The 26,443-nt window shown below is 74.8% G+C and carries 24 protein-coding genes; 8 read left to right on the top strand and 16 right to left on the bottom strand.

Translation table 11 applies throughout. The features are described from left to right. Nucleotides 1-153 precede the first annotated feature (153 nt). From ACH443_RS02405 to ACH443_RS02385, 5 genes are all read right to left on the bottom strand, one after another. Nucleotides 154-1,200: a beta-ketoacyl-ACP synthase III gene (locus tag ACH443_RS02405; protein ID WP_429765081.1), complete on the bottom strand. Its 1,047-nt coding sequence runs from the start codon at nucleotides 1,198-1,200 to the stop codon at nucleotides 154-156. Between the two features lie 59 nt (nucleotides 1,201-1,259). Continuing rightward, complete coding sequence (locus ACH443_RS02400; protein ID WP_430589367.1) at nucleotides 1,260-3,287, bottom strand: rhamnogalacturonan lyase; 2,028 nt, start codon at nucleotides 3,285-3,287, stop codon at nucleotides 1,260-1,262. Continuing rightward, nucleotides 3,284-5,602 (bottom strand): GDSL-type esterase/lipase family protein, encoded by a 2,319-nt coding sequence (locus ACH443_RS02395; protein WP_430589366.1) that lies wholly within the window; start codon nucleotides 5,600-5,602, stop codon nucleotides 3,284-3,286. The genes ACH443_RS02400 and ACH443_RS02395 overlap by 4 nt, the downstream gene beginning before the upstream one ends. 227 nt (nucleotides 5,603-5,829) lie before the next feature. Beyond that, nucleotides 5,830-6,531 carry a SprT-like domain-containing protein gene (locus ACH443_RS02390; RefSeq protein ID WP_430589365.1) on the bottom strand — a complete coding sequence of 234 codons (702 nt, stop codon included), beginning with the start codon at nucleotides 6,529-6,531 and terminating at the stop codon, nucleotides 5,830-5,832. Nucleotides 6,532-6,659: 128 nt separating this feature from the next. After that, on the bottom strand, nucleotides 6,660-7,364 hold the full coding sequence (locus tag ACH443_RS02385) for a FadR/GntR family transcriptional regulator (RefSeq protein ID WP_430589364.1): 705 nt from the start codon (nucleotides 7,362-7,364) through the stop codon (nucleotides 6,660-6,662). A gap of 197 nt (nucleotides 7,365-7,561) precedes the next feature. Between ACH443_RS02385 and ACH443_RS02380 the strand changes: the two genes are divergently transcribed. Genes ACH443_RS02380 through ACH443_RS02370 form a run of 3 tightly spaced genes read left to right on the top strand, consistent with a single transcriptional unit; the run spans nucleotide 7,562 to nucleotide 10,655 of the window. Further along, complete coding sequence (locus ACH443_RS02380; protein ID WP_429765088.1) at nucleotides 7,562-8,383, top strand: (Fe-S)-binding protein; 822 nt, start codon at nucleotides 7,562-7,564, stop codon at nucleotides 8,381-8,383. Beyond that, the gene (locus ACH443_RS02375) at nucleotides 8,380-9,933 is read left to right on the top strand and encodes a LutB/LldF family L-lactate oxidation iron-sulfur protein (RefSeq protein WP_430557247.1); all 1,554 of its coding nucleotides are present in this window, start codon (nucleotides 8,380-8,382) and stop codon (nucleotides 9,931-9,933) included. Before ACH443_RS02380 ends, ACH443_RS02375 begins: the two co-directional genes overlap by 4 nt. Beyond that, a complete protein-coding gene (locus tag ACH443_RS02370; protein WP_430589363.1) occupies nucleotides 9,930-10,655 on the top strand; it encodes a lactate utilization protein C in 726 nt (241 codons plus the stop codon). Before ACH443_RS02375 ends, ACH443_RS02370 begins: the two co-directional genes overlap by 4 nt. Before the next feature lie 24 nt (nucleotides 10,656-10,679). Here the strand turns inward: ACH443_RS02370 and ACH443_RS02365 are convergent, their stop codons facing one another. The 3 genes from ACH443_RS02365 to ACH443_RS02355 form a co-directional block, all read right to left on the bottom strand. Beyond that, the gene (locus tag ACH443_RS02365; protein ID WP_430589362.1) at nucleotides 10,680-11,435 is read right to left on the bottom strand and encodes a CPBP family intramembrane glutamic endopeptidase; all 756 of its coding nucleotides are present in this window, start codon (nucleotides 11,433-11,435) and stop codon (nucleotides 10,680-10,682) included. A gap of 186 nt (nucleotides 11,436-11,621) precedes the next feature. Further along, complete coding sequence (locus ACH443_RS02360) at nucleotides 11,622-12,287, bottom strand: response regulator (protein WP_430589361.1); 666 nt, start codon at nucleotides 12,285-12,287, stop codon at nucleotides 11,622-11,624. After that, nucleotides 12,284-13,468: a sensor histidine kinase gene (locus ACH443_RS02355; RefSeq protein WP_430557244.1), complete on the bottom strand. Its 1,185-nt coding sequence runs from the start codon at nucleotides 13,466-13,468 to the stop codon at nucleotides 12,284-12,286. Before ACH443_RS02355 ends, ACH443_RS02360 begins: the two co-directional genes overlap by 4 nt. 91 nt (nucleotides 13,469-13,559) lie before the next feature. Here ACH443_RS02355 and ACH443_RS02350 point away from each other — a divergent pair, with 91 nt between their 5' ends. Both ACH443_RS02350 and ACH443_RS02345 read left to right on the top strand, forming a co-directional pair. Next, nucleotides 13,560-14,225: a uridine kinase gene (locus ACH443_RS02350; RefSeq protein ID WP_430557243.1), complete on the top strand. Its 666-nt coding sequence runs from the start codon at nucleotides 13,560-13,562 to the stop codon at nucleotides 14,223-14,225. A gap of 42 nt (nucleotides 14,226-14,267) precedes the next feature. Beyond that, entirely contained in the window at nucleotides 14,268-14,642 is a 375-nt protein-coding gene (locus ACH443_RS02345; RefSeq protein ID WP_430557242.1) for a VOC family protein, read from the top strand. Between the two features lie 6 nt (nucleotides 14,643-14,648). Here ACH443_RS02345 and ACH443_RS02340 read toward each other — a convergent pair whose 3' ends face one another. Beyond that, nucleotides 14,649-15,218 (bottom strand): DUF1697 domain-containing protein, encoded by a 570-nt coding sequence (locus tag ACH443_RS02340; protein WP_430557241.1) that lies wholly within the window; start codon nucleotides 15,216-15,218, stop codon nucleotides 14,649-14,651. A gap of 152 nt (nucleotides 15,219-15,370) precedes the next feature. Between ACH443_RS02340 and ACH443_RS02335 the strand changes: the two genes are divergently transcribed. Then, nucleotides 15,371-16,615, top strand: coding sequence for a glycosyltransferase (locus ACH443_RS02335; RefSeq protein WP_430557240.1), 1,245 nt, complete (start codon nucleotides 15,371-15,373; stop codon nucleotides 16,613-16,615). Nucleotides 16,616-16,621: 6 nt separating this feature from the next. Here the strand turns inward: ACH443_RS02335 and ACH443_RS02330 are convergent, their stop codons facing one another. After that, complete coding sequence (locus tag ACH443_RS02330; protein ID WP_429765103.1) at nucleotides 16,622-17,635, bottom strand: LacI family DNA-binding transcriptional regulator; 1,014 nt, start codon at nucleotides 17,633-17,635, stop codon at nucleotides 16,622-16,624. Between the two features lie 187 nt (nucleotides 17,636-17,822). Between ACH443_RS02330 and ACH443_RS02325 the strand changes: the two genes are divergently transcribed. Next, nucleotides 17,823-18,530, top strand: coding sequence for a GntR family transcriptional regulator (locus ACH443_RS02325; protein ID WP_430557239.1), 708 nt, complete (start codon nucleotides 17,823-17,825; stop codon nucleotides 18,528-18,530). Between the two features lie 33 nt (nucleotides 18,531-18,563). On the opposite strand, the gene ACH443_RS02320 is transcribed toward ACH443_RS02325, so the two are convergent. The 6 genes from ACH443_RS02320 to ACH443_RS02295 form a co-directional block, all read right to left on the bottom strand. Next, nucleotides 18,564-19,910, bottom strand: coding sequence for an MFS transporter (locus ACH443_RS02320; RefSeq protein WP_429765105.1), 1,347 nt, complete (start codon nucleotides 19,908-19,910; stop codon nucleotides 18,564-18,566). A gap of 105 nt (nucleotides 19,911-20,015) precedes the next feature. Then, nucleotides 20,016-20,975 (bottom strand): 3-hydroxyacyl-CoA dehydrogenase family protein, encoded by a 960-nt coding sequence (locus ACH443_RS02315; protein WP_429765107.1) that lies wholly within the window; start codon nucleotides 20,973-20,975, stop codon nucleotides 20,016-20,018. Between the two features lie 35 nt (nucleotides 20,976-21,010). Continuing rightward, nucleotides 21,011-21,766: a triose-phosphate isomerase family protein gene (locus ACH443_RS02310; protein WP_429765108.1), complete on the bottom strand. Its 756-nt coding sequence runs from the start codon at nucleotides 21,764-21,766 to the stop codon at nucleotides 21,011-21,013. Next, complete coding sequence (locus tag ACH443_RS02305) at nucleotides 21,763-22,293, bottom strand: ribose-5-phosphate isomerase (RefSeq protein ID WP_429765110.1); 531 nt, start codon at nucleotides 22,291-22,293, stop codon at nucleotides 21,763-21,765. The genes ACH443_RS02310 and ACH443_RS02305 overlap by 4 nt, the downstream gene beginning before the upstream one ends. After that, nucleotides 22,290-24,032 carry a dihydroxyacetone kinase family protein gene (locus ACH443_RS02300; protein WP_429765111.1) on the bottom strand — a complete coding sequence of 581 codons (1,743 nt, stop codon included), beginning with the start codon at nucleotides 24,030-24,032 and terminating at the stop codon, nucleotides 22,290-22,292. The genes ACH443_RS02305 and ACH443_RS02300 overlap by 4 nt, the downstream gene beginning before the upstream one ends. A 65-nt stretch (nucleotides 24,033-24,097) precedes the next feature. After that, nucleotides 24,098-25,027: a sugar phosphate isomerase/epimerase family protein gene (locus ACH443_RS02295; RefSeq protein ID WP_430589360.1), complete on the bottom strand. Its 930-nt coding sequence runs from the start codon at nucleotides 25,025-25,027 to the stop codon at nucleotides 24,098-24,100. 245 nt (nucleotides 25,028-25,272) lie between these two features. On the opposite strand from ACH443_RS02295, the gene ACH443_RS02290 reads away from it, so the two are divergent. Next, a complete protein-coding gene (locus ACH443_RS02290) occupies nucleotides 25,273-26,409 on the top strand; it encodes a Gfo/Idh/MocA family protein (RefSeq protein WP_429765201.1) in 1,137 nt (378 codons plus the stop codon). Nucleotides 26,410-26,443: the final 34 nt, after the last annotated feature.

Raw genomic sequence — 26,443 nt, 5'->3', positions numbered from 1 at the left:
TTTCCGCCAGCCTACCCGAGCGCCGCCGTCCTCCCCACCCCCGCGAGGTAGTTCCCTTCGTGCCGAGGTAGTCGGGATCTCGCCGAGGTAGTACTCTCTCGGCGAGATCCCGACTACCTCGGCAGGGTTGGTACTACCTCGGCAGAGCCCGTACTACCTCGACGGGGTGATGACGACCTGGCCGGCCCAGGTGAAGCCGCCGCCGAAGCCGAAGAGCAGGGCCGGCGTGCTCGCCGGGATCCTGCCGGAGTGCCACCACTTGGACAGCCCCATCGGGATCGACGCCGCCGACGTGTTGCCGGACTCGGTGATGTCGGTGACGACGACGCGGTCCTCGAGCCCCAGCGACTTGGCGAGCGGCTCGATGATGCGCAGGTTGGCCTGGTGCGCGGCGAGGACGCCGATGTCGTCCAGCGTGAGCCCGGAGGCCTCGACGATCCGGCGGGCGCGGTCGGCGGCGCGGGTGATGGCCCACTTGAAGACGGCGCGGCCGTCCTGCGCGAACTTCTCCTGCGGCGCCTCGATCACCACCGCCGGGGTCAGCTCGGGCTCCGAGCCCCACACGACGGGCCCGACCGCCGGCGTGTCGGTGGCCTGCAGCACGACCGCGCCCGCGCCGTCGGCGGTGAGGATGCAGCTGCTGCGGTCGGACCAGTCGGTCACGGCCGTGAGCTTCTCCGAGCCGACCACGACGGCGGTGCGCGCGGACCCGGCGCGGATCGCCTGGTCGGCGACGCCCACGGCGTACGCGAAGCCGGAGCACGCCGTGTTGACGTCGATGACGGCGGGCCCGACGACGTTGCGCAGGTCGGGCACCTCCTCGCCCTCGGGGGTGCTCGCCCCGGGCTGGACGCCGGTGCGCAGCGCGTAGGCGACGCGGCCCGCCGTGTTGGGCGACCGGTCGAACGCGGTGGTGGTCGCGACGACCACGAGGTCGACGTCGGAGGCCGCGACGCCGGCGTCGTCGAGCGCGTGCCGGGCGGCCCCCGTGGCCATGTCCGCGACGGTGACGTGGTCGGCCGCGACGTGGCGGGTGACGATGCCGGTCCGGGAGCGGATCCACTCGTCGTTGGTCTCGACGAGCTTCGCGACGTCGTCGTTGGTCATGACCCTCTCGGGCTGGTGGTGCCCGAGGCCGACGATGCGGGACCCGGCGGCGCCCGCCGGCAGCGTCAGGGCGGGTGCGGTGGACTCACTCATGGGAGCGATCATCCCACCGCACCCGCCCTGGTCTCACCCGTGCTCGCGGGGCGGGCGGCTCAGCGGCCGACCTTCTCCCCCGGCCGCGCCGGCGTCGTGTACGCCAGGGCCGGGGCGGCCGGCGTCGTCATCCCCTCGCCGAGGAAGTACGACGTGTGCGGCGGCTGGTTGTAGGCGGTGTTCTGCCAGGCGACGCCGAGCCGGTAGACCGGGTCGGACATCAGGGTGCGCAGCCGGTGCTCCGTCGGGATGACGGTCGTGGCGATCCGCAGCGCCGTCGAGTCCTCGGTGCGGGTGACGATCTCCTCGCGCCAGTCGCCGAACAGGTCCGCCTGCAGGGCGGGGTTGCCCTTGGTGTCGTTGTTCGACAGCGTGCCGGTCGCGCGGTAGAGCTCGACCTGCTCGCCGTTCTCGTAGTCCCACTTCGAGATCGTGGGCACGCCGGTGCGGGGGCCGTCGTCGAACTCGTGGTCGCCGATCTCCGCGAGCAGGTCGCCGTCCCAGTACGTGAGGAAGTTGGCGGCGGGGATGGTGCTCCCGATCAGCTCGCCGGACGCGGCGTGCAGCTCGCCCACGCGGGAGTTCCATGCGGCGTCGCCGCCGACGGCCCAGCCCTCGGCGCCCGCGTACCGCGGGTCGATGTCGCCGGCGGCGGCGCGCCCGGTGTCGCGCGTGGCAGGGATCGACCAGAGCACCTCGCCGGTCGCAGCGTCGCGGAACGTCGCCCCGCGGTTCCCGGAGGCGCTCATCGACTCCTGGGCCGCGAAGACCTCGAGACCCGGCCGGGACGGGTCCAGGTCGCCCACGTGCAGCGCGTCCCCGTGGCCCAGCCCGGTGTTGTAGAGCGCGGAGCCGTCGTCGTCGATCGTCATCGAGCCGAAGACGATCTCGTCCCTCGCGTCCCCGTCCACGTCGGCGACGGACAGGTTGTGGTTGCCCTGGCCCTCGTACTGGTCGCCCGCCTCGTCGGAGTCGAACACCCAGCGTCGCGTCAGGTGTTCGCCGTCGAAGTCGTAGGCCGCGATCACGGCCCGCGTGTAGTAGCCGCGAGAGAAGATCGCGCTCGGGTGCTCGCCGTCGAGGTAGGCGGTGCCGGCGAGGAACCGGTCGACCCGGTTCCCGTAACCGTCGCCCCAGTCGGTGACCGTGCCGCGCGCCGGCGTGTAGTCGACCGTGTCGACCGCGGCGCCGGTCTCGCCGTCGAAGACGGAGAGGAACTCGGGCCCGGCCAGCACGTAGCCGCTCGCGTTGCGGTGGTCCGCGTCCGCGTCGCCGATCACCGTGCCCGCGCCGTCGACGGTGCCGTCGGCGGTCTTGGCCATGACCTCGGCGCGGCCGTCGCCGTCGTAGTCGAAGACCTGGAACTGGGTGTAGTGGGCGCCCGCCCGGACGTTCCGCCCCAGGTCGATCCGCCACAGCTGCGTGCCGTCCAGCTCGTAGGCGTCGAGGTACACGTTGCCCGTGTACCCGCCCTTGGAGTTGTCCTGCGAGTTGGTCGGGTCCCACTTGAGCACGATCTCGTACTGCCCGTCGCCGTCGATGTCGCCCACGGAGGCGTCATTGGCGCGGTAGGAGTACGCCTTGCCGTCGGGCGTCGTGCCGTCGGCCGGCTTGTCGAGCGGGACGTCGAGGGTCTGGCCGTCCCAGACCCTGAACTCGTCCGTGGCCCACCGCTCGTTGCCCTTGCCCTTGCCGTTGCCCTTGACGGTGCTCACCCGGTACGTCGACGACGCCGTCCCGTCGGGGTCGACGAAGTTGGTCGAGTCCCTGACCGGACGGTCCGTGAGGCGCTTGCCGTCGCGGTAGACGTGGAAGCCGATCGCCTCGGGGTCGTCGCCGAGCATGCGCCAGCCGACGTACACGCCGTCGTCGGTGGACACCGCGACCGGGGAGCGGTCGAGGCGCTCGGCCTGCCGCTTCGGCGTCGTCGTGCTCGACGACGTCACGACGCCGTCCGACGCCGTGGCGGGCGCGGCCGACGCCGCGCAGACGACGGGCAGGACCAGGCCCAGCGCCAGCGCCCCGGCGGCCAGGGGGCGGCCTTTCCTTCGCGGTGATGCGGTGGGGTGGTGCAGGGGTGTCGTCATCGGTTCCCTCCGGTGGTCGTGGCCTCGTCGTCGAGGCGCGTGATGGTCAGTCCGTTGAGCCAGCCCGACGCGACGACGTCGAGCCGGCCGTCGGTCACCTCGACCGGCGCGAGCACGCGCGTCGAGGTGGTGCCGCGCCCGGCGTTGGCCGAGCCGCGGTCCTCGCCCTCGAGCGTCACGGCGAGGCCGGCGGTGCCGAGCATGTCGCCCCACTCGACGGCGACGGAGTAGGTGCCGTCCTCGACGTCGACGGCGATCGGCGTGCTCGCCGACGGCAGCAGGAAGTCGCGCTGCAGCGCCGTCGGCACCGGGTCGAAGCCCGTGCCGCGGTCGCGCCCGCCCGGGCCGGTCGCCGAGGTGAAGCCGTACCCCAGGCCCTGCGCGTAGAGCGTCGTGCCGTCGAGCGGGAGGTAGCCGTCCATCGTCACGGCGCCCGCGGGCTGCACGTCGAACCGGTAGAGCGGCTCCTTCGTGGTCAGCCGCAGGGCCTCGGACGGCGCGGAGTCGCCGCGGCCGTTCACCGCGACGACGCGCACGTCGTAGGAGGCGCCCGACTCGAGGCCGGTGAGGTCGACGCGTCCGATGGTGGACGTCGTCCGCAGGGCGTAGGCGTCGTCGCCGGCGTCCGCGTCCTTGAGCAGCACGCGGTAGATGTCCGCGCCGTCGACCGCGTCCCAGGTCAGCGTGGCGCCCGCGCCCGACACCGCGGAGGCGGCGAGCCCCGTGGGCGCGGCCGGCACCTCGGCGGGCGGCTCGGCCTCGACGACCTCGTCGGCCAGCGGGACGTCGAGGCCGGCGGTGTCCTGCGCGACCAGGCGCGCCATCTGGATCGCGCCGTACTCCTGGAAGTGGGTGTCGTCCTGGGTGCCGTCCGGACGGGCCGGGTAGACGCCCGCGGGCACCCACAGGAACACCGACCTGGCGGCCTCGGGCCCGATCTCGTCCAGGTAGGCGCGGCTGGAGGCGGACAGGTCGACCAGCGGGGTGCCGGTCTCCTCGGCGAGCGCCCGCGCCTGCTCGACGTACTGCGGGAACGAGACGTTCGCGTGCCCGGATGCGTCGAAGCTGCGTCGCGACACGGGGGTGACGAGGATCGGCGTCGCGCCGCGCTGCGTCGCGCCCTCGACGAAGGTGCGCAGGTAGTTGCGGTAGTCCGCCGGCGCCGCGTAGCGGTCGTCGACGCCGTAGCTGTTGTCGTTGTGCCCGAACTGCACGTAGAGGTAGTCGCCCGGGCGGATCTGGCGCAGCACCTCGTCGAGGCGGCCCTGGCTGATGAAGTTCTTGGACGACCGGCCGCCGATCGCGTGGTTGTCGACGGTCACCCCGTCGGACAGGAACCGCCCCAGCATCTGGCCCCAGCCGGCCTGCGGCGCCCAGTAGTCGGTGTAGGTCTGGACGGTCGAGTCGCCGGTGACGTAGACGGTGGGCTCGGCGCCCGCCTCGCGAGGCGCCTGCGGGGTGATCGTGAGGGCGGCGAGGTTCGCCGCCGCGCCCGCGAAGTCGAGGTTGAGCTGGCCGTCGACCAGCGCGATGTCGAACTCGGTCTCGAGGAACTCCCCCGCGGCCCTCTCGGTGGCGGGCACCTTGGCCATCTGCTCGGCGGTGATCGCGATGTCGGTGGCGGCCTCGGGATCGCCCGCGACGACGCCCACGGTGTAGTCGCCGTCGGGGAGGTCGACCACCAGCTCGGTGTCGCCCACGCGGACCAGGTCGGAGCGCAGCGGGTCGCCGCCGTCGCGCCGGGCCGGGGTCACCTGGGCGGGGTCGACGAAGCCGACGCGGTGCGCCTTCGAGTACGCGGGACCCGCGACGATCCGCGTCGCTCCCGCCGCCGTCGCGCCGTTGCCGAAGTCGAGGGTGAGCCCGCCCTCGGGGATCTCCGGGTCCGCGACCCCGTCGCCCACCAGGGTGCCGACGGCGACCGCGGACGGCGCGGACAGGGTGCCGTCGGCGCCGATCGCCTGCGCCCGGTAGTAGTGCACGGCGGTGGTGTCGACGTCGTCGGTCGCGTAGACCGTGCGCTCGTCCGTGCGCGCGACCTCGGCGTACTCCCCGTCGACGGCGTCGCTGCGGGACAGCACGTAGCCGGCGGCGCCCTCCACAGCGTTCCAGCGCATCGACAGCGCGCCGTCGACGGCGTGGGCGACGCGGACGGCGGTGGGAGCGGGGACGTCGGCGGCCGCCGCGCCCGACGCGGCGCCGACGGTGGCGGACAGGCCCGCGAGGACCAGGCCGACGGTCGTCGCGCCCGCGGCGAGGGCCCTGCGGGCGGGCCGAGCCGCCGGGCGACGGGGCGTCTGGTGAGCGCTTTTCACCGATGGACGCGCAGGGCGGTTCTGTGCTGGCACTGGTGCTCACCTCGGGGTCTCGTCGTCGAGCCACCCTCGGCGGCCGTCGTCGGCCGTCGAGGTTGAATGGATTCAAGCAGGTGGTGCGCGACCATGATGCCCGTCGACCCGGGCAAGCACAACCCCAGGTCAGGGCGGCGTGCCGACCGCGTCGGCGGCGCGTCCGGTCCGCACCACTTCGCGCGGACCGCCGGTCAGGGGCGTTCCACCAGGCCGAACGGCACCGTGAGCACCGACCTGCCGACCTGCAGGTGGAACCGCGTCCGCCCGCGCTTCAGCAGCGTGCCGACGACGCCGTCGTACCGGCCCGGCGCGACCACCCGCAGCCGCTCCCCCGGCCGGACACCGGCCGGGTCCACCCGCGACGGCGCCTCCGCGGGCGCCGAGGTCCCGCTGGTCCGAGGCGCCCCGCCACCCGTCGCCGCGGGCGGGCCGAGCTCGGGCACCGGCCGGCCGCGGTACGTCCAGGTGAGCAGGAAGCGCCGGTCGAACACCGGCGAGCAGCGGGCGCACGCCTGCGGGCGCTGCGGCCGGCGGAAGCGCGTCACCTGGTGCCCGGCCGGGCACCGGCCGACCCAGTCGCCCTCCACCTCGGGGCTGTCGTCGCGCACCACACGCCGGCCCGTGGAGCCGATCGACCGCGCCGTCGCGCGCCAGACGGCGTCGTGCCCGTGCCGCGCGCCGGCCAGCGCGTGCGCGATCTCGTGCAGCACCACCTCGCGCACGTCCGCCTCGTCGTACAGCTCCGTCAGCGGCCCCGACAGGCTGATCTCGCGGCGGTCGTACCGGCACAGGCCCGCGCGCCGCCGCGCCCGGTCGAACCGGAACGTCCAGCCGGACAGCCCGTGCTCGGCCATCAGGCCGCGCGCCAGCCGGGTGGCGTCCTCCCGCTCCATCCGTCACCCCCGCCCGTCCGGGCCCGTCGCGTCCGGCCGCCGAGCCGCGGCCACCCGCAGGACGCTAGCGGCCCCCGCGGACACCCCCTGCCCGTCGTCCACAGGTCGCGCGTGCCACCGTGCGAGCGTCAGACCCCGGCCTCGCGGGAGAAGCCCTCGATGTGCGCCTTCACCGCGGCAGAGGCGGCCTCGGCATCCCCGGCGGCGACGGCGTCGAGCACGGCGCGGTGCTCGGCACGCAGCCGCGTGGCGGTGCGCGGCCACGACGGCAGCCGCTCGATCCCGACGGCGACGTACCCGCCGATCGCGCCGCGCAGCCCGGTCATCACGGCCTCGACCAGCACGTTCCCGGCCATGCGCACGAACTCCAGGTGGAACGCCTGGTCGAGCTCGAGGAACTCCGCCGGCGGGACGTCGTCGTCCTCCATCCGGCCCAGGAGCCGGCGCGCCTCCTCGAGGTGGGCGGCCGCGCCGGGCGCGAGGTCCGTCGCCCGCTCCGCCGCCTGGGCCACGGCCCAGGACTCGAGCAGCACTCGGGTCGCGACGACGTCCCGCACCGGCAGCGTGCCGGTGGCCACGTGCAGCCGCACCGCGGCGCCCAGGCCGGCGGCCGGGCGGTCGATGACGACGGCGCCCGCGGTCGGCCCGGAGCCGACGCCGGGGCGCACGATGCCGAGCGCGTCGAGCACGCGGATCGCCTCCCGCACGGAGGGCCGGGACACGCCCAGGTCCTCCGCGAGCGCCCGCTCGCCGGGCAGCCGCTCGCCGAGGCCCCACCGGCCGGCGGCGATGCCCTCCTCGAGGTGGGCGAGAACTCGTTCGTGGGTGCGCACGGGCTCAGCGTAACGACCGCACGGAGCAATGGTCTGACCACATCCGCTACAGTGGCCGCTCGGCGCCGCCGCCGTGGCGCCCCCGACCCGCCCGGGTCATGCTGGACCGAGCCGAACGGTGGCTGACCACAGCCGCACCGCAGCGGCCTGGCGCCGGCACCGCACGAGCACGACCGCACGAAGCACAGAGGAGTCGCATGCGCATCGCCCTCGCCGCCACCTGTCTCGCCGACACCCTGTTCCCCGGGGCGCCGCGCGCGACCGTGCGGCTGCTGGAACGCCTCGGCCACGAGGTCGTCTTCCCCGCCGACCAGGCGTGCTGCGGGCAGATGCACGTCAACACCGGCTACTTCCGCGAGGCGGTGCCCGTCATCCGCAACCACGTGGAGACGTTCGCGCCCGTGGCGGACGGCGAGTGGGACGCCGTCGTCATGCCGTCCGGCTCGTGCACGGGGTCGGTGCGCCACCAGCAGGCGATGGTCTGCCGCCGCGCGGGCCTCGAGGACCTCGCCGCGACGGCGGAGGCGGTGTCCGCCAAGACGTACGAGCTGTCCGAGCTGCTCGTCGACGTGCTCGGCCTCACCGACGTCGGCGCCTGGTTCCCGCACCGCGTCACCTACCACCCCACCTGCCACTCGCTGCGGATGCTGCACGTGGGCGACAAGCCCCTGCGGCTGCTGCGCGCCGTCGAGGCCATCGACCTGGTGGAGCTCCCGGCGGCCGACTCGTGCTGCGGGTTCGGCGGCACGTTCGCGCTGAAGAACGCGGACACGTCGGCCGCGATGCTCGAGGACAAGACGGCGAACGTGCGGGGCACCGGCGCCGAGGTGCTGACCGCCGGCGACATGTCGTGCCTCATGCACATCGGCGGCGGGCTCTCCCGCCAGGGCACCGGCGTCCGCGCGCTGCACCTGGCGGAGGTGCTCGCCTCGACCCGGGAGGAGCCCACGCCCCTGCCCGAGACGACGTTCACGCGCCCGGAACGCCGGCGCCCGGCGCGGACGGAGGCCACCCGATGAGCCGCACCTTCCTCGGCCTGCCGCGCACGCTGCGCCGCCCCGACGACGCGGGGGCCGACCAGCCGTTCGGCCCGGTCCCCCACCCGCAGGAGCCGCTGCGCTGGGGCGACGACTTCCCCGCCGCCGCCAAGCAGACCCTGAAGAACGACCAGCTGCGGCGCAACCTCGGCCACGCCACGCAGGTCATCCGCACCAAGCGGGCCGCCGTCGTCGGGGAGGTGCCCGACTGGGAGGCGCTGCGCGACGCCGGCTCCGCCGTCAAGCAGCAGGTGATGGCGCAGCTGCCCGACCTGCTGCAGCAGCTCGAGGAGAACGTCGTCGCGCGCGGCGGCGTCGTGCACTGGGCGCGCGACGCGGCGGAGGCCAACCGGATCGTCGCCGACATCGCGAAGGCCAAGGGCGCCGACGAGGTGGTCAAGGTCAAGTCGATGGCCACGCAGGAGATCGGGCTCAACGAGGCGCTGGCCGACGAGGGCATCGCCGCCATCGAGACCGACCTGGCCGAGCTCATCGTGCAGCTCGCCGACGACATGCCCTCGCACATCCTCGTCCCGGCCATCCACCGCAACCGGTCGGAGATCCGCGACATCTTCCTCGCCCGCATGGGCGACGCCCCGCCCGACCTGTCGGACGTGCCGCGCGAGCTCGCCATGGCGGCCCGCGCGCACCTGCGTCGCAAGTTCCTGTCCGCCAAGGTCGCGGTGAGCGGCGCCAACTTCGCCGTCGCGGACACGGGCACGCTCGCCGTCGTCGAGTCGGAGGGCAACGGCCGCATGTGCCTCACGCTGCCCGAGACGCTCGTGACGGTGATGGGCATCGAGAAGCTCGTGCCCACCTTCGACGACCTCGAGGTGTTCCTGCAGCTGCTCCCCCGCTCGTCGACCGGCGAGCGGATGAACCCGTACACGTCGATGTGGTCGGGCGTGACGCCGGGCGACGGGCCGCAGGAGTTCCACCTGGTGCTGCTCGACAACGGCCGCACCGACGTGCTCGCCGACGAGGTCGGCCGGTCCGCGCTGCACTGCATCCGCTGCTCCGCGTGCCTCAACGTCTGCCCCGTCTACGAGCGGGTGGGCGGCCACGCTTACGGCTCCGTGTACCCCGGGCCGATCGGCGCCATCCTCACGCCGCAGCTCACCGCGTCGACGGGCGGCGTGTCCGGGCACCACGACCCGAACGCCTCGCTGCCCTACGCGTCGACGCTGTGCGGCGCCTGCTACGAGGTGTGCCCCGTGAAGATCGACATCCCGTCGATCCTCGTCGACCTGCGCGCCCGCGAGGTCGACGCCGACCGGTCGTCGCGCGGTGTCGACCCCTGGAAGACGGCCATGAAGGCGGCGTCCTGGGTCATGGCCGACGGCGACCGGTTCGCCCTCGCCGGCCGTGCCGCCACGCTGGGCAGCGGGCTCGGCGGGCGGGATCACGCCGTCTCGGTGGCGCCGCCACCCGCGTCGGCGTGGACGAAGGCGCGCGACCTGCCCGCGCCGCCCCAGCAGACGTTCCGGCAGTGGTGGCAGGCCGAGCACGAGAACGAGGAGGGCGCCCGATGAGCGGGGCACGCACCGAGGTCCTGGCGCGCGTGCGGGCGGCGCTGGGGCAGACCGGCTCCGGCACGACGCCGTCGGGCAAGGTCGGCACCGCGCCGCACCCGGAGCCCGTGCCGCGCGCCTACCGTGCCGCCGGGGAGCACGCCGTCGGCTCCCCCGAGGTGCTGGAGCAGCTCGTCGACCGGCTGGTGGACTACAAGGCCCACGTGCACCAGGTCGCCACCGACGCCCTGCCCGCCACCGTCGCCGCCCTCGTCGCCGAACTGCCAGGACCAGCGCGGGACGTTCCCGGCGCCCGCCCTGACAGGTCCGTGCGGGTGGTGGTCCCCGACGGGCTGGACGACGCGTGGCTGGCGGCGCTGCCGGCGGACGTCGACGTCGTGCGGGACTCGCGCGAGCGCCCGCTCGCCGCGACGGAGCTCGACGCCGTCGCGGCTGTCGTCACCGCGGCGCGGGTCGCGATCTCCGAGACGGGCACGATCGTGCTCGACGGCGAGCCCGACCAGGGCCGGCGCGCGATCTCGCTGGTGCCCGACGTGCACCTGTGCGTCGTGCGGGCGGACCAGGTCGTGCAGACCGTGCCGGAGGCGGTCCGGCTGCTCGGCGAGCACCCGGACCGCCCTCTGACCTGGATCTCCGGTCCCAGCGCGACGTCGGACATCGAGCTGGACCGCGTGGAGGGCGTGCACGGCCCGCGGACCCTGCACGTCCTCCTGGTGGGCTGACCCCGCCGGCCCGAGCCGTACGGGTCAGCCGAGGATCGCGGCCGAGCCGAACAACGCCCAGTCGTTGAGCACGTGCGCGGTGGCGGAGGCGGTGAGGTTCTTGGTGACCAGGTAGGGGATCAGGAGGATCACCCGCGCGGTGCCGATGACCAGCACGCACTGCAGCACGTTCCAGCCGTAGGTGGGCAGGTGCAGCGCCGCGAACAGGAGCGTCGAGACGACCACCGCGAGCACCAGGCTCGACCGGCGCGACAGGTGCAGCACCGACATGCCGAGCGTGAGGACGGCGAGCAGCGGCAGGACCGTGAAGACCTCCTCGCCGACCAGCTGCGGGATCATCGCGAGGAACGTGAGCACCTTGTCGAGGCCGCCCTGGGCGGCGATCGCGCCGCCCATCGGGTTGGGCTGGGCCCCGACGAGGACCGAGACGAGCGCCCCCACGAGGAACGACGCCAGGACGTTCGCGACGGCGATGCCGACGGCGAGCAGCCCGGCCCGCGGCCGCAGCCGCTGGAAGAGCCGGCCGACCGTCCCCGGCGCGACCAGGTGCAGCGTCAGCAGCGGGATGCCGGCGAACAGGGTGCCGCGCAGCGCGAGCGCCAGCCAGGCCGGCCCGGGGACGGCGACGAGCAGGTCGCACGCGGCGGCCACGACGACGGACGCCATCAGCACCGCCCACCGGCGGCCGGACAGCCGCACCGGGTCCCCGGCGTAGAGGGGGAAGTCCGGGGCCTGGCCCCTCGTGGGCACCTCGTGGGTGGTGACGCTCCTGCTGGTCATGGTGGTCATCGTGCGCTCCTGGCGTGCGGGTTGCTCGGTGAGGCCCCGCCCCTCGACCGATGCCTGCTGCATCGATGACCCCAGGGTGCGCGCCGGGCACCCCCGCGGTCGTCGTGCTGGCGGGTGGACCTGCGCGTACTCCCCAGGGAGTACGCCCGACGACGGAGCGGCGGGCACCAGCGCGGCTCAGCGCGGCTCGACCAGCCCCGACCGGTAGGCGATGACGACGAGCTGGGCGCGGTCGCGGGCGCCGGTCTTCGCCAGCGCCCGGCTGACGTGCGTCTTCGCCGTGAACGGGGACACGACGAGCTCCTCGGCGATCTCGTCGTTCGACAGCCCCTGGCCCACGAGGGCCACGACCTCGCGCTCCCGCTCGGTGAGGTGCGCGACGAGCCCGGGGTCGATGCCGCGCGCGGCGTGCGGGCCGCTGCCCAGGTGCGCGACGACGGCGCGCGTCGCTGCGGGCGACAGCAGCGCCTCGCCGGCCGCGACCGTCCGCACGGCGGCGACGAGGTCGGCGGGCGCCACGCCCTTGCCGAGGAATCCGCTGGCGCCGGCGCGCAGCGCGCCGAGCACCTCGGCGTCGCCCTCGAACGTCGTGAGGACGACGACGCGGACGGCCGCGAGGTCCGGGGCGTCCGCGATGCGCGCGGTGGCGGTGAGCCCGTCGGTACCCGGCATGCGCAGGTCCATGAGGACGACGTCGGGACGCAGCTCGCGCGTCAGCCGCACCCCCTGGTCGCCGTCGCCGGCCTCCCCCACGACCTCGACGCCGTCGGCGTGCCGCAGCAGGGCGACGAAGCCGCCGCGGATGAGCTCCTGGTCGTCGACGACGAGCACGCGGACGGTCATGCCGGTCCCTCCTCGGAGCGGGTGGGGGTCGGGGCGGGGGCAGGCAGCTCCGCCCGCACGACGAACTCGCCGCCGCGGGGGCCGACCTCGAGAGCCCCGCCCACCGCCGCGACGCGCTCGCGCATGCCGAGCAGCCCGTGCCCCGTCGACGGGGCCGCCGCGACGCCGCCCGCCGCGGCGCGGGTCACCGGGTTGACGACCTCGACACCGAGGCCGTCCGGCGTCCACGCGAGCGTGAGGCGGGCGCTGCCGGCGCCGTGCTTGTGCGCGTTGGTGAGCGCCTCCTGCACCACGCGGTAGGCGGCGAGGTCGACGACGGGGACGAGCGGCCGGGCGTCGCCCTCGACCCGCACGTCCACCCGCAGCCCGGTGGCGCGCACGGCGTCGAGCAGCGCGTCGAGGCGGGCGAGCGACGGCGCCGGCGCGGCCCGCTCGGGTGCCTCCTCGTCGCCGCGTCGCAGCAGGTCGAGCAGGGTCGCAAGCTCCCGCAGCGCATCGGCGGACGCGGTGCGCACGTGCACGAGCGCCTCCCGCGCGGCGTCGGGGTCGTCGACCAGCAGGGTCTCGGCCACCCCGGACTGCACGCCCACGACGGCGACCTGGTGCGCCAGCACGTCGTGCAACTCGCGGGCGATCCGCAGCCGCTCCTCCGCGACGGCGCGGCTCGCCTCGGCCTCGCGCGTCGCCTCGGCGCGCGAGGCCCGGTCCCGCGCCGTCGTCAGCTCCGCCCGCCGGGCCGCGACGACGAGCCCGACCACGGCCGCGAGCGCCAGCAGGAGCGGCACGGCCGCGACCACGCCCGAGCCCGGGCTCGCGCCCCGCAGCAGGAGCACGCCGTCGAGCACGACGGCGGAGCCCGCCGCGGCCAGGAGCCCGAGCCGGCGCTCGCCGAGGGAGACGACGGTGTAGACGGCGATCGCCAGCGGCAGCAGCAGCGCCCCGCCCGGTGCGGCGGCCGCGGTCTCCGCGACGCCGAGCACCGCGGTGACGGCGAGGACGACGGTCGGGTGGCTGCGGCGCCAGAAGAGCGCCGCGCAGGAGATCACGGTGGCGGCGGCGCCCCACGGGACGAACGGCATCGCCCCCGTGGCCCACAGCGAGACCGGGAGGGCGAGCACGACGACGGCGACCGACGCGTCGAGCGCGACGCCGGCGGCCGGCCGGGGCGCGCGGTCCTGCACGTCCGCAACGTACCCGCGGGCGGGGCGGCGCGCCCGCCGGTCGGGTCCCGGTTTCGACAAGCACGACCGCCGCCGCCGAGAATGGGTGCCCGTGACCGACAGCGCGCCGCCGACCGACGACCCGGCGAACGAGTCCGACGCCCTCTTCGAGGTGCCCCCCGGCGCCCGGCGCCCCGCGCGGCGGATCGTGCTGCTCACGGGGCCCTCGGGGTCGGGGAAGACCGCGCTCACCCGGCGGCTCGGCCTACCGGTGATGAACCTCGACGACTTCTACCACGACGCCGACTTCCCGGGGATGCCCATGCGGTACGGCATCGTCGACTGGGACGACCCCCGCAGCTGGGACTCCGCCGCCGCCCTCGACGCGCTGCGCGCCGTGGTGCGCGCCGGCCGCGCGGACGTGCCCGTGTACGACATCCCCACCTCGCGCCGCACGGGCGGCACGGTGCTCGAGGCGGGCGACGCGCCCGTCGTCGTCGCCGAGGGGATCTTCGCCGCCGAGCTCGTGTCCGCGTGCCGGGCCGACGGCATCCTCGCCGACGCGATCTGCCTCAGCCAGCCGCGCGTCATGAACTTCTGGTTCCGCTTCCTGCGCGACGTCGCCGAGTCGCGCAAGCCGCTGCCCACGCTGGTGCGCCGGGGATGGGGGCTGCTGCGCGCCGAGCCCGCGCTGGTGCGGCGGTGGACGGACCTCGGCTGCCGCCTCGTCACGCCCGCGCAGGCGGAGCGGGACATCCGCGCGCTGCTCGCCCCCTGATGTCCTTTCGGTGCCGGCCACCTCGGCGCCTACGGTGGGCGCATGGCAACGGTGCGGAAGTTCCAGGTGACCTTCGACTGCGCGGAACCGGAGCGGGTCGCCCGGTTCTGGTGCACGGTGCTCGGCTACGTCATGCCCGACGGCGTCGACTGCGTCGCGCAGGACCCCACCGGCGAGGGCCCGCGGCTGTACTTCCAGCGCGTGCCCGAGGGCAAGGTCGTCAAGAACCGGGTGCACCTCGACGTCCGCGTCGGCACCGGGCTGGTCGGCGACGAGCGCCTGGCCGCGCTGCGGGCCGAGCAGGCCCGCCTCGAGCCGCTGGGCGCGGTCTACCTCTACACGCAGTACGCCGACGGCGAGGAGGAGTCCTGCATCACGATGCAGGACGTCGAGGGCAACGAGTTCTGCATCGACTGAGACCCGCTACGCGGGCAGCGGCTCGTCGAGCAGCGCGAGGAGGCGCGTCGTCGTCCGCCAGGTCCGCACGGTCATCTGCCGGAACGCGGGCATGCCCATGAGCCGGGTGATCCGGGTGCGCCGTGCCTCGGCGGCGACCCGGGAGAAGTAGACGACGCCCGGCCCGGGCGCGACGGCGTCGACGCCCTCGCGCAGCTCGGGCATCTGCGCCAGCACCTCCCGGGCGGTGAGCGGGTGCTTGAGGAAGAAGACCTCGCTGCGCAGCGCGCCGGAGGAGTGGTCGGGCGGCGCGGCCGCGACGGTGGCCGCGAGCTCGTCGCGGGAGCGGACGAGCGTCGGGACGGCGAAGCCGAGGCGGGCGGCGAGCATCCGCTCGATCGCGTCCTCGAGCTCGGGACCGCTCGCCGGATCGGCGGCCAGCAGCACGTTGCCGCTCTGCAGCACGGTGCGGACCTCCCCGTGGCCGCCGTCGCGGAAGCACGCCACGAGGTCGGTCATGGCGACCCGGTGGTGGCCGCCCACGTTGATCCCCCGCAGCAGCGCCACGGACGTCGGGGGGCGCGGGGACGTGGCCATGGGGACACGATGGCACGCGCCCCCGACGTGACGGCGGGCCGCGATGCCCAAGACCTGCCCATCCCCGGGCCACGACGCGTCATGAGAATGTCACACGCCGGTCATCCGCCTTACACCATCGCCGCTCACGCTGGGGGCAGGAGGTGGTCCCCATGGCCGAGCAGGACGTCCAGCGCACGATCGAACGGCGCGACGAGCACGGAGCGGTCCGCGTGCTCTCTCTCTACGAAGGCTTCTTCAGCGGCGGCGCGCGCGTGCTGCACTCGTCGGTCGTGGCCGGCCTGCACGCCCAGGGCCGCCAGCGGCACGCGGCGCTGAGCGTGCACGACGAGGTGCGGCGGGACGCCGCACTGCAGCGGATGGTCGACGACCGCCGGTACCGGCAGCTCAAGGCCGCGGGGGTCCGCGTGACGTCGCTCGGCCGGTCCTCGGAGCTGCCCCACGACCCGGAGGCCCTCACGGACGCCGAGGCCGAGGTGCTGACCCGCGAGCTGCGGCGCACCGACGTGGTGCTCTCGCTCAAGGAGCAGCCGCTGCGCCTGCTCTCCCGGCCCGACGTGCTGCCCGACCGGCCGGTGGTCGCCTGCCTGCACCGCTCCGACCCGGAGCACCAGGGGTCGGGCCTGGGGCACCTGCTGCGCGCGGCGGACGACGGCCGGCTCGCCGCCGTCGTCTGCTGCGCCGAGTCCACGCGAGCCGCCTACGAGGCCGCCGGCGTGCCCGCGCACCTGCTGCGCGTGATCCCCAACGGGGTCGACCTCACCCGGTTCCGCCCGGCCCGCACCGCGCGACGCCTCGCGTTCCGCGGGGCGCACCGGCTCCCCGCGGACGGGACGGTCGTCGCGTACGCCGCGCGCTACGACGCGATGAAGAACCCCCGGCTGTTCGTCGCCGCGGCCCGCGAGCTGCTGGCGGGCGACGCCGACGCGCACGTCGTGATGTGCGGGTCCGGCATGAGCGCCGCCAACCCGGACCTCGCGGCCGACCTGGACGACGCCTTCGCCGACCGGCCCGACCTGCGGGGCCGCGTCCACCTGCTCGGCGTGCGCCACGACATGGAGCAGGTGCTCGCGGCCTCCGACGTCGTCGCGCTGACTTCCGCGTTCGGCGAGGCCGCGCCGCTGTGCCTCATCGAGGGCGCCATGTGCGGGGCGGTGCCGGTCACCACGCCGGTGGGCGACAGCGCGCGGATCGTGGACGGCATCGGCCTCGTCACCGGCTTCGACCCGGCGGAGATCGCCGCGGCGTGGCGCGAGGCGGCGGCGCGTCGGGACGCCCTCACCGGCGCGCTCGTCGCGGCGCGGCCGCGGTTCAGCCACGTGCGCATGCTGTCCGCCTACGCGGCGACGATCGAGCGCGCCCACCGCGGGCTGGGGCTGACGCTCGCGCGCGCCTGACGGCGGTCAGCGCGTCGAGTCGCGGAGCTGCACCTCGAAGTCGACCTCGGTGACGGCGCCGGGCGCGGCGTCGCCGACGGCGGCGCGGACGGCGAGGCTGCCCATCTCCTCCAGCGGGATACGCACGGTGGACAGCGCCGGCGCGTGGTCGCGCAGGGTCGGGACGTCGTCGAACCCGGCGACGCGCACGTCGCGCGGCACCTCGACCCCGAGCTCGCGGAGGCGCGCGATGAGCCCGATCGCCATGACGTCGGTGACGGCGAAGACCGTCAGCGGCTTCTCGGCCGCGCGCTCGCGCACCAGCTCGGCGACGTCGTCGCCGGCCGCGTACCCGCCGTCGCGGGAGAACTCGGTGACCAGCACCTCCGCGACGTCGCCGCCACCCGCACGGGCGGCGGCGGTGAACGCGTCGGTCCGCTCGCGCGACGTCACGACGCGCGCCGGCCCGCCGAGGACGACGAACCGCCGCTGCCCCTGCGCCAGCAGCGCCTCCGCGAGGGCGCGGGCGCCGGTCGCGTTGGGCGGGCGCACCACGGAGCCGTCGCCCACCGGCTGGCCGACGATGACGGACCGGCCGCCCGCGGCGACGAAGGCGTCGAGCTCGGCCGCGAGCGCGGCGTCGTCGTCGGGGGTCCACCGGGTCCCGGCGACGACGACGGCGTCCACGCGCTGGGCGGCGAACGCGGCCACGGCCTCCCGCTCGGCCACGGGGTCGCGGCCGGTCGACGCGAGCAGCACGAGCCGACCGCTGGCCCGGGCCGCGGCCTGCGCGCCGGCGGCGATCGAGGAGAAGTAGGGGTCGGAGATGTCCTGCACGACCAGCCCGAGCAGCCCCGACCGGGCGCGCGCCAGGGCCTGCGCCTGCGCGTTCACGACGTAGCCCAGGTCGGCGGCCGCGGCCTTGACCCGCGCGACCAGCTCGGCCCCGGGCTGCCGCGCCGAGCCGTTGAGCACCCGCGACGCCGTGGCGAGGGAGACCCCTGCACGGTCGGCGACGTCCTGCAGCCTCGCTCGGGCCACGAGCACACCTCCATCTCCGGGGCGGCCGGTACCCGCCCGACGCGGGCACTCCGGACGTGCTCGCCGGTGCACAGCCTATCGGCGCACGGAAAACGTCTTCCGTCGACGCCCCGGGACCCGACCGAGGCGGTCGCCCGGGGTGCGGCGCCGCGAGGGCCGCCGAGGCCCGCACCGATAGAATCGGCCCGTGCCCAGGACCAGCAGCTCGACCGCGCGCCCCGTCCCGCGGCGGGCGCTCGCCGACCACGTGTTCGACGAGCTGCTCTCGTGGCTCATGGACGGCACCCTGGCGGCGGGCAGCAGCCTCAACATCGACGGCATCGCCCGCGACCTCGACGTCTCGCCGACCCCCGTGCGCGAGGCGCTCGCCCGGCTCGAGGCCACCGGCATGGTGCGGCGGGTCGCCCTGCGCGGCTACTTCGTCACCCCGGCGCCGACCACCAAGGAGCTGACGGACCTCATGGACGCCCGGCTCGCCGTCGAGCCGGCGAACGCGTACTTCGCGTGCGAGCGCGGCGACGAGGAGTTCCTTGCCGGGCTCGAGGAGGCCGTCGCGGAGCTCGAGAGCTCGCCCAACGGCCCCACCTACCAGGAGTTCCGCGACTACTGGGAGGCCGACGAGCGCTTCCACGCCCTGGTCGCCCAGGCGGCGGACAACTCCTACCTGCAGGCCGCCTTCGCCGCCCTCGGCGGGCTCGCGCAGCGCTTCCGGCAGTTCTCGGGCAAGGGGGTCACCGACAAGGCCGTGGCGGTCGAGGAGCACCGGGCGATCCTCGACGCCATGCGGTCGGGGGTGCCCGAGCGGGCGCAGGAGCTCATGCGCCGGCACATCGAGGGGGTCCGGACGCGGTCCCTGTCGGAACGCGAGGAGCCGGCACCCCCGCCGAGCGCGTAGCGCTGCGGGGGTGCCGGCTCCCAGCGGCAGGGGTCAGACCCGCGCGGCGCCCCGGCCCTCGGTGCCCGGCACGTCGGCACCGGGCTCGACGGCGTCGTCCGCCCGCTGCATCCGCACGACGGCACGCCGCGCGACGAACGTCCCGGCCGCGCCGAGCAGCAGCACCACCATGAGGAAGTACATGCCCGCCTCGGTGCTCCCGGTCGCCTGGGTGAAGAGGCCCACGACGTACGGCCCGATGAAGCCGCCGAGGTTGCCGAACGAGTTGATCGCCGCGATCGCCACCGCGGCCGTGGCACCGGCGAGCACGCCGCTCGGCAGGGACCAGAAGACGCCCGCGATGGAGTACACGCAGAACGCCGCGAGGGACAGGGCGGCGAGCTGGAGCACCGGCGACGCGACGGCGGCGCTCACCCCCATGCCGATCGCGGACCCGACGAACAGGCAGGCGAGCGGCACCCAGTTGTCCCGGAAGTGCCGGGCCGCCCAGCGGGACGTCACCAGCACGCCCACGAGCGCGAACAGGTACGGGACGTCGGTGAGGATCCCGGTCTGCAGGGTGGAGGTGGAGAACTGGTTCACCACCTGCGGGAGCCAGAACGACAGCCCGTACACGCCGACCGTCGAGGGGAAGAACAGCAGCGCGAAGACCAGCACCCGCTTGTCGATCAGCGTGCGCAGCGGGTTCTTGCCGTCCTCCTGCTTGCGCTCCGCCTTGTCCTTCTCCAGCTCGCGGGCGATCCAGTCGGACTCGTCCTTCGACAGCCACTTCACCCGGTTCGGCGACTCGGGGAGGAGCTTCCACGTCGGGATCGCCATGAGCACCGCGGCCGCGCCCACGACGAGGAACAGCCACTGCCAGCCGGACATGCCGAGGCCCGACACCCCGAGCAGCCAGCCCGCCAGCGGCGACATGATGATGAAGGCGAGCGGCGCCGAGATCACGAAGGTGCCCGTCGCCTTGGTGCGGTGCCGGTGCGGGAACCAGGTGGTGAGGTAGAAGATCACGCCGGGGTAGAACCCGGCCTCCGCGACGCCGAGGAGGAAGCGCAGCACGTAGAAGCTGATCGGTCCCTGCGTGAGGGCCATCGCGGCCGTGATGATGCCCCAGGTGACGAGGATGCGCACGAACCACATCCGCGGCCCGTACTTCTGCATCAGCACGTTGCTCGGCACCTCGAACAGGAAGTACGCGATGAAGAACAGCCCGGCGCCGAGGCCGAACGCCGCGTCACCGATGCCGACGTCCGCGCCCATGCTGAGCTGCGCGAAGCCGACGGCGGAGCGGTCGATGTAGGCCACCGTGTAGAGGGCCACCAGCAGCGGCAGCAGCCGCAGCGTGACCTTCCGGACGAGGGCGGGCTCGTTGACCTGTGTCACGTTCGAGGACTCCTGTGTCTCGTGCGGGGGCACGGCGCGACGACGAGCCGTGCACGGGGGCGCGGCGCGACCCGGTCGGGGGTCGCGCCGCGGGAGGTGGAGCGGTCAGGCCGGCGAGGGCCCGAGCGACCGGACGAGCCGGCCCATCTCGCTGTACGCCTTGTTGCGGTGCGCGACGAGCGCCTTGACCTGCTCGGGCGTGTAGTCCTTGAGCAGGCCCTTGCCGTTCTTCACGCCGCGCCGGTCGGCGGCGACGGCGTCCTGGACGAGCGCGGGCGTGCTGAGCCGCTCGCCGAACGCCTCCTCGAACGTCCGGAAGCCGCCGGCGTACACGTCGAGGCCGGCCTGGTCGGCGATGGCGAACGGGCCGAAGAAGCCCAGGCGGAAGCCGAAGGTCGTGCGGACGATCGTGTCGATGTCCTCGGGGGACGCGATGCCCTCCTCGGCGATCGACATCGCCTCCTTGAGCAGCACGTACTGCAGGCGGTTGAGGACGAAGCCGGGCACGTCGGCGACGATCGCCGCCTCCCGGTCGGCCCTCGCGAGCAGCTCCTTGACGACGGGGACGACGGCCTCGTCGGTGCGCTCCCCCAGCACGAGCTCGACGCCGGGGATGAACGGGGCGGGGTTGGAGAAGTGCACGGTGAGGAACCGCTCCGGGTTCTTCACCGCCGTCGCGAGCACGCGTGCCGGGATGGTCGAGGTGTTCGAGCCGATGATCGCGTCCTCGCGCGCCGCGGCCGAGATGCGGCCCAGCACGTCGTGCTTGACCTCGACCGACTCGAACACGACCTCCTCGACGAAGTCGACGTCCGCGACCGCGTCCTCGATCGACGGGGCGGTGCGCAGGTTCGCACGGATCGTCGCCGTCGCGCCGGCGTCGTACAGACCGGCGTCCTCGAACTCCTGCGCCTCCGCGAGCAGGCGCGCGAAGGCGGCCTCGGTGGCGTCGGCGGAGACGTCGGCGATCGTGACGGGCAGGCCCGCGAGCGCGAGCGACTGCGCGATGCCGCCTCCCATGTAGCCGGCACCGATCACGGCGACGCTGCTGATGCTGGTGACCATCGTTGCTTCCTCTCTCGTGGTCCAGTCTGTGGCGGTCACGGCCGGGCGGCCGAATCCGCAGGTCGCGCGGCCGCGGCCTCGTCGAGCACGTCGCGCAGGGCGGCGACGTCGTGGGCGAAGCGCCCGAGGAACACGCCGTCGACGGCGCCCGCGAGGGCGGTGAGCGTGCCCGGGCCGGCGGCCCCGCCGTAGAGCACGCGGCCGTCGACGCCCAGCGCGTCGAGCCGCTCGCGCAGCGCGTGCGCGACCGTCACGACGTGCTCGGCGGGTGCCGGCCGCGGGGCGCCGATCGCCCAGACGGGCTCGTACCCCACGACCACCTCGCGCGGGGCGGGGCCCCGCAGCGCACTCTCGAGCTGCGCCGTCGCGACGTCGGCCGCCTCGGCTGGGGAGACCTGCTCGCACTCCCCCACGCACAGGAGCGGGGTGACGTCCGCCTCGGCGAGGCGCGCGACCTTGGCCCGGACGACGTCGTCGTCCTCGTGGAACGTCGCGCGTCGCTCGGCATGGCCGACGACGGCGAGCGTGCAGCCGAGCTCGGCGAGCAGGGCCGCCGTGACCTCGCCGGTCTGGGCGCCGTGCGCGGCCGGGGCCACGTCCTGCGCGCCCCAGGCGACGCCGGTCCCCCCGAGCAGCCGCGCGGCCGCGGGTAGCAGGGGGAAGGCGGGCAGCACGGCGAGGTCCACGTCGCCCGCAGGGGCGGCGTCGCGGACCGCGGCGAGCCAGCGCTCGGTGTCCGCGGCCCCGAGGTACGCCTTGAGCGAGACGGCGACGAGCGGGCGGCGCGTCATCCGCAGGACCCGGCGGGCTCGGCGACCGCCCCCGTGCCCGCGTCGGCCTCGACCTCGCCGATCGCCGCGACCTTGGGGGCCGACGCCGAGGTGGGATCGAACCGGTAGCCCAGCCACTCGCGCAGCAGGCGGCGGGCGAGCTCGATGCCCACGACGCGCTGGCCGAAGCACAGCACCTGGGCGTCGTTGGACAGCACCGCCCGCTCGACCGAGAACGAGTCGTGGGCGGTGACGGCGCGGACGCCCGGCACCTTGTTGGCGGCGATCGCGACGCCGAGCCCGGTGCCGCACACGAGGAGCGCACGGTCGGCCTTCCCCTCGGCGACGAGGCGCGCGGCCGCCGCGCCCACGTAGGGGTACGGGGTGTGCTCGTCGCCCCCGACGCCGACGTCGGTCACCGACGCCACCCGGTCGTCGGCCTCGAGGTCGGCCTTGAGCAGCTCCTTGTAGTCGAACCCGGCGTCGTCCGAACCGATCGCGAGCCGCAGCGCGGTCGTCTCGTGTGTCGTTCCCTGGGTCGTGGTCATCGTGCCGCCACCTCCACGTCGTCCGTGCTGACGCCGAGCGCGTCCCCGACCTCCGCGAGGAGGAGCGCGAGCGACGTCGCCCCCGGGTCGGCGACCCCGAGGCTCTTGTCCCCCAGCACGCGCGAGCGACCGCGGCGTGCCGTGATGTCCTTGGTGCGGTCCGCGCCGTCCCGGGCGGCGCGGACGGCGGCCCGCCAGGCGTCGGGTGCCGCCGCACCGTTCCCGTGCGCCGCGGCCAGGGCCTCGACGGCGGGGTCGAGGGCGTCGACGAGCGTCTTGTCGCCCGCCCGTGCCCCGCCCACCGCGCAGACCTCGTCGCGCGCGGCGCGCACGCCGTCGGCGACGTGGACGCCCGTCAGCGCCTCGTCGGCGGGCAGCCGGTCGGCGAGGGCGAGCAGGCCGACGCCCCACAGGGCCCCCGACGTCCCGCCCGCGCGGTCGGCCCAGCGGTCCGCGGCGCGCCGCAGGACGGACGGGGCGTCCGCACCGGCGGCGAGCGCCTCGTCGGCGGCCTCGACCGCGGCGTCGACGCCACGGCACATGCCGCGCCCGTGGTCGCCGTCGCCGGCGATCGCGTCGAGCGCGCCGAGCTCGTCCTCCGCGTCGTGCAGCACCTGCTGCGCGCGGTGCAGCGCGCGCACCACGAGGCGGGCCGCCTCGGTGCCCTCGGCCGACGCCGCGACGACGAGCGGCGGCTCCGGCTCGGTGACGACGTCGGGCGCGGCCGCGACCGGCGCCGCGCGCCAGCCCCCGTGCCGGAACGCGGGCGTCGTGGCGGGCGCGAGCCACAGCGGCTCGAGCTCGTCGTCGAGCCACGCCACGGTGAGCGAGCAGCCCGCCATGTCGAGGCTCGTGACGTACTCCCCGACGAGCGGGGCCACCAGCGTCACGCCGCGCTCCGTCAGCAGGTCGTGCACCCGGTCCCAGAGCACGAAGAGCTCCTCGTACTTGACGGTGCCGAGGCCGTTGAGGACGACGGCGGCGCGGCCGTCGGCGTCGTCGGGCCGGTCCGCGAGCACGCGGTCGACGAGCTCGGCGGCCAGGTCCGCGGCGGGCGGCACCGCCTCCTCGCCGATGCCGGGCTCACCGTGGATCCCGAGGCCCCAGCCGGCCGTCCCTTCCGGGAGGCTGAACAGCGGCGCGTCGGCACCGGGCAGCGTGCAGCCGTCGAAGGCGACGCCGAAGGAGCGGGTGCGCTCGTTGGCCAGGCCCGCGAGCCGGTCGACCTCGGCCAGGTCCGCGCCGGACTCCGCCGCCGCGCCCGCGACCTTGAAGACCACGAGGTCGCCCGCGACCCCTCGCCGCTCCTCGGCGCGGTCGGCGGGGGCGGAGGCGACGTCGTCGGTGACGAGGCGCACGGCCACGTCGACGCCCTGCGCCCGCAGCCGGCTCGCCGCGGCGCCGAAGTTGAGGACGTCCCCGGCGTAGTTGCCGAAGGACAGCCAGATGCCCGCCCCGGCGTCCGCGGCCCGGCACACGTCGAGCACCTGGCGCGTGGACGGGGAGGCGAAGACCTCGCCGCACACCGCCGCGTCGGCCACGCCCTCCCCCACGAGCCCGGCGAACGCCGGGTAGTGGCCGGAGCCGCCGCCGACGACGACGGCGACCTTGCCGGGGCGCGTGCCCTCGGCGCGCGCGACGCCGCCGGGCACGCGGCGCAGGACGCCGGGGTGGGCCTTGACGAGGCCGCTGAGCGCCTCGCGGGCGAAGTCCTCGGGACGGTTGTGGACGTACGTCATGGGGGCAGCACCTTTGCTCGTGCGGTGACGGGGGTGGGGCGGCGCGTGGCGCCGGAGGGACCTGCTCAGCGCCCCGCGGAGCGCAGGACGCCGCGGATGTACTCGCGGTTGAGCGCCGCGACGCCGAGGCTGTCCGACCCGTAGTGCTCGCAGACGAACACGCCCTCGAAGCCGAGCTCGAGCGCCTGCCGGATCATCACGCGGTAGTTGACGACGCCCTGCACCAGCGGGGTCGGGTGGGTCGCGTACGCGCCCGTCGCCAGGTCCACGTCGCGCGTGTAGTTCTTGATGTGCCAGAAGTTCGTGTGCGGCAGCACCTTCGCGAACATCGTCGGGATGTCCTCGATCTCGCGGTGCAGCCGCACGAGGTTGCCGAGGTCGGGGTTGAGGCCCACGTTGTCGCGGTCGACGTCCTCGAGGAAGCGCACGGCCAGGTCCGGCGTGCCGATGTAGGTGTCCTCGTACATCTCGAGGCTGACCTGCACCCCCACCTCGGCCGCGTGGTCGGCGAGCTCGCGGATGCGCCGCACGGCCAGGTCCCGGTTCTCGGCGTCGGCGAGGTCGTCGTGGTGCCCCTCGGCCAGCCAGAACCAGAGCGCCTTCTCCTGCGCCGGAGTGAGCGCCTGCATGAAGCCGAAGTTCACGACCTCGGCGCCGAGCGCCGGTGCGCGGTCGATGATCGTGTGCCCGAAGCGCAGGTAGTCCTCCCCGCGGGTGGCGTCGACGACGCTGCGGCGTGTCGTCGACACGGACGGGACGGCGAGGCCGACCTCCTTGAGCACGACGAGCAGCTCGGCGAACCGGGCGTCGGTCATCTCCCCGATCGACAGCCACGCGTCGGTGGGGTCGACGTCCGCGAACCCCAGGTCGGCGACCTGCTGGAGCTGCCCGCGCCAGGACTCGGCGGGGGCGTCGACGTTGGGGGTGCCGTCGGCCGCGGTGGAGCCGAAGGACAGCATGTTGGCGGCGATGGGCCAGGTGTCCGCAGTGCGCAAGGAGATCTCCGTCGATCGTGGAATCGTGTTTCCTATAGGAAACACGGAGGGCTTCGGAGTGTCAACCGGCTCGGTCTTCACCCGCCGCGCGCCGAGCCGGCCCGAGCTCCTGCTTGACGGGCAGCAGCAGCAGCGCCTAACTTGATGGAAAGCGCATTCCGCCATCGCGTCGCAGCCACCGCCGAGACGCATCGACGAAGGAGTCCCGAGTGAGCACCACACCCACGCGCACGCTGCGCATCGCGATGAACGGCGTCACGGGCCGGATGGGCTACCGCCAGCACCTCGTGCGCTCGATCCTGCCGATCCGCGATCAGGGCGGCGTCGAGCTGCCCGACGGCTCGCGCGTGCAGGTGGAGCCCGTCCTCGTGGGCCGCAACGAGTCCAAGCTCGCCGAGCTGGCCGCGCAGCACGGGGTCACGGAGTACACGACCGACCTCGACGGGATCGTCGCCGACCCGGCCACGGACATCGTGTTCGACGCCTCGATGACGTCGCTGCGCGCCAAGACCCTCACCAAGGCGATGCAGGCCGGCAAGCACGTGTACACGGAGAAGCCGACCGCCGAGACGCTGGTCGAGGCCGTCGAGCTCGCCCGCCTGCGCGAGGAGACCGGCGTCACCGCCGGCGTCGTGCACGACAAGCTGTACCTGCCGGGCCTGGTCAAGCTGCGCCGTCTCGTGGACGAGGGCTTCTTCGGCCGCATCCTGTCGCTGCGCGGCGAGTTCGGCTACTGGGTGTTCGAGGGCGAGCACCAGGCCGCCCAGCGCCCGTCGTGGAACTACCGCAAGGAGGACGGCGGCGGCATGACCACGGACATGTTCTGCCACTGGAACTACGTCCTCGAGGGCATCCTCGGCGCGGTCAAGACCGTCAACGCGCAGACCACCACCCACATCCCCACCCGCTGGGACGAGCAGGGCAAGGAGTACGCCGCCACGGCCGACGACGCCGCGTACGGCATCTTCGAGATCGAGACGCCGGGCGGCGACCCGGTCGTGGCGCAGATCAACTCCTCCTGGGCGGTGCGCGTGTACCGCGACGAGCTCGTGGAGTTCCAGATCGACGGCACCCACGGCTCCGCCGTGGCGGGCCTGCGCAAGTGCGTCGCGCAGCAGCGCGCCCACACCCCCAAGCCCGTGTGGAACCCGGACCTGCCCGTCACGGAGCCCTTCCGCGACCAGTGGCTCGAGGTGCCCGCGAACGCCGACCTCGACAACGGCTTCAAGCTGCAGTGGGAGGAGTTCCTGCGCGACGTCGTCGCCGGCCGGCCGCACCGCTTCGACCTGCTGTCCGCCGCGCGCGGCGTGCAGCTCGCCGAGCTGGGGCTGCGGTCGTCGGCCGAGGGCCGCCGCCTCGACGTCCCGGAGATCACGCTGTGACGACGCAGACGCTCAACCCCGCGCTCGCCCCCGA

The sequence above is a fragment of the Isoptericola sp. NPDC019571 genome (assembly GCF_044389385.1).
GTDB lineage: Bacteria > Actinomycetota > Actinomycetes > Actinomycetales > Cellulomonadaceae > Isoptericola > Isoptericola nanjingensis.
This window is presented reverse-complemented; position numbering and strand designations above follow the sequence as displayed.

Coding starts and splice junctions, on each gene's coding strand:
- ACH443_RS02370 (WP_430589363.1), top strand. CDS start 9,930: ATGAGCGGGGCACGCACCGAGGTCCTGGCGCGCGTGCGGGCGGCGCTG.
- ACH443_RS02305 (WP_429765110.1), bottom strand. CDS start 22,293: ATGACCACGACCCAGGGAACGACACACGAGACGACCGCGCTGCGGCTC.
- ACH443_RS02290 (WP_429765201.1), top strand. CDS start 25,273: ATGAACGGCGTCACGGGCCGGATGGGCTACCGCCAGCACCTCGTGCGC.
- ACH443_RS02405 (WP_429765081.1), bottom strand. CDS start 1,200: ATGAGTGAGTCCACCGCACCCGCCCTGACGCTGCCGGCGGGCGCCGCC.
- ACH443_RS02300 (WP_429765111.1), bottom strand. CDS start 24,032: ATGACGTACGTCCACAACCGTCCCGAGGACTTCGCCCGCGAGGCGCTC.
- ACH443_RS02340 (WP_430557241.1), bottom strand. CDS start 15,218: ATGGCCACGTCCCCGCGCCCCCCGACGTCCGTGGCGCTGCTGCGGGGG.
- ACH443_RS02310 (WP_429765108.1), bottom strand. CDS start 21,766: ATGACGCGCCGCCCGCTCGTCGCCGTCTCGCTCAAGGCGTACCTCGGG.
- ACH443_RS02400 (WP_430589367.1), bottom strand. CDS start 3,287: ATGACGACACCCCTGCACCACCCCACCGCATCACCGCGAAGGAAAGGC.
- ACH443_RS02360 (WP_430589361.1), bottom strand. CDS start 12,287: ATGACCGTCCGCGTGCTCGTCGTCGACGACCAGGAGCTCATCCGCGGC.
- ACH443_RS02375 (WP_430557247.1), top strand. CDS start 8,380: ATGAGCCGCACCTTCCTCGGCCTGCCGCGCACGCTGCGCCGCCCCGAC.
- ACH443_RS02365 (WP_430589362.1), bottom strand. CDS start 11,435: ATGACCAGCAGGAGCGTCACCACCCACGAGGTGCCCACGAGGGGCCAG.
- ACH443_RS02380 (WP_429765088.1), top strand. CDS start 7,562: ATGCGCATCGCCCTCGCCGCCACCTGTCTCGCCGACACCCTGTTCCCC.
- ACH443_RS02345 (WP_430557242.1), top strand. CDS start 14,268: ATGGCAACGGTGCGGAAGTTCCAGGTGACCTTCGACTGCGCGGAACCG.
- ACH443_RS02390 (WP_430589365.1), bottom strand. CDS start 6,531: ATGGAGCGGGAGGACGCCACCCGGCTGGCGCGCGGCCTGATGGCCGAG.
- ACH443_RS02335 (WP_430557240.1), top strand. CDS start 15,371: ATGGCCGAGCAGGACGTCCAGCGCACGATCGAACGGCGCGACGAGCAC.
- ACH443_RS02315 (WP_429765107.1), bottom strand. CDS start 20,975: ATGGTCACCAGCATCAGCAGCGTCGCCGTGATCGGTGCCGGCTACATG.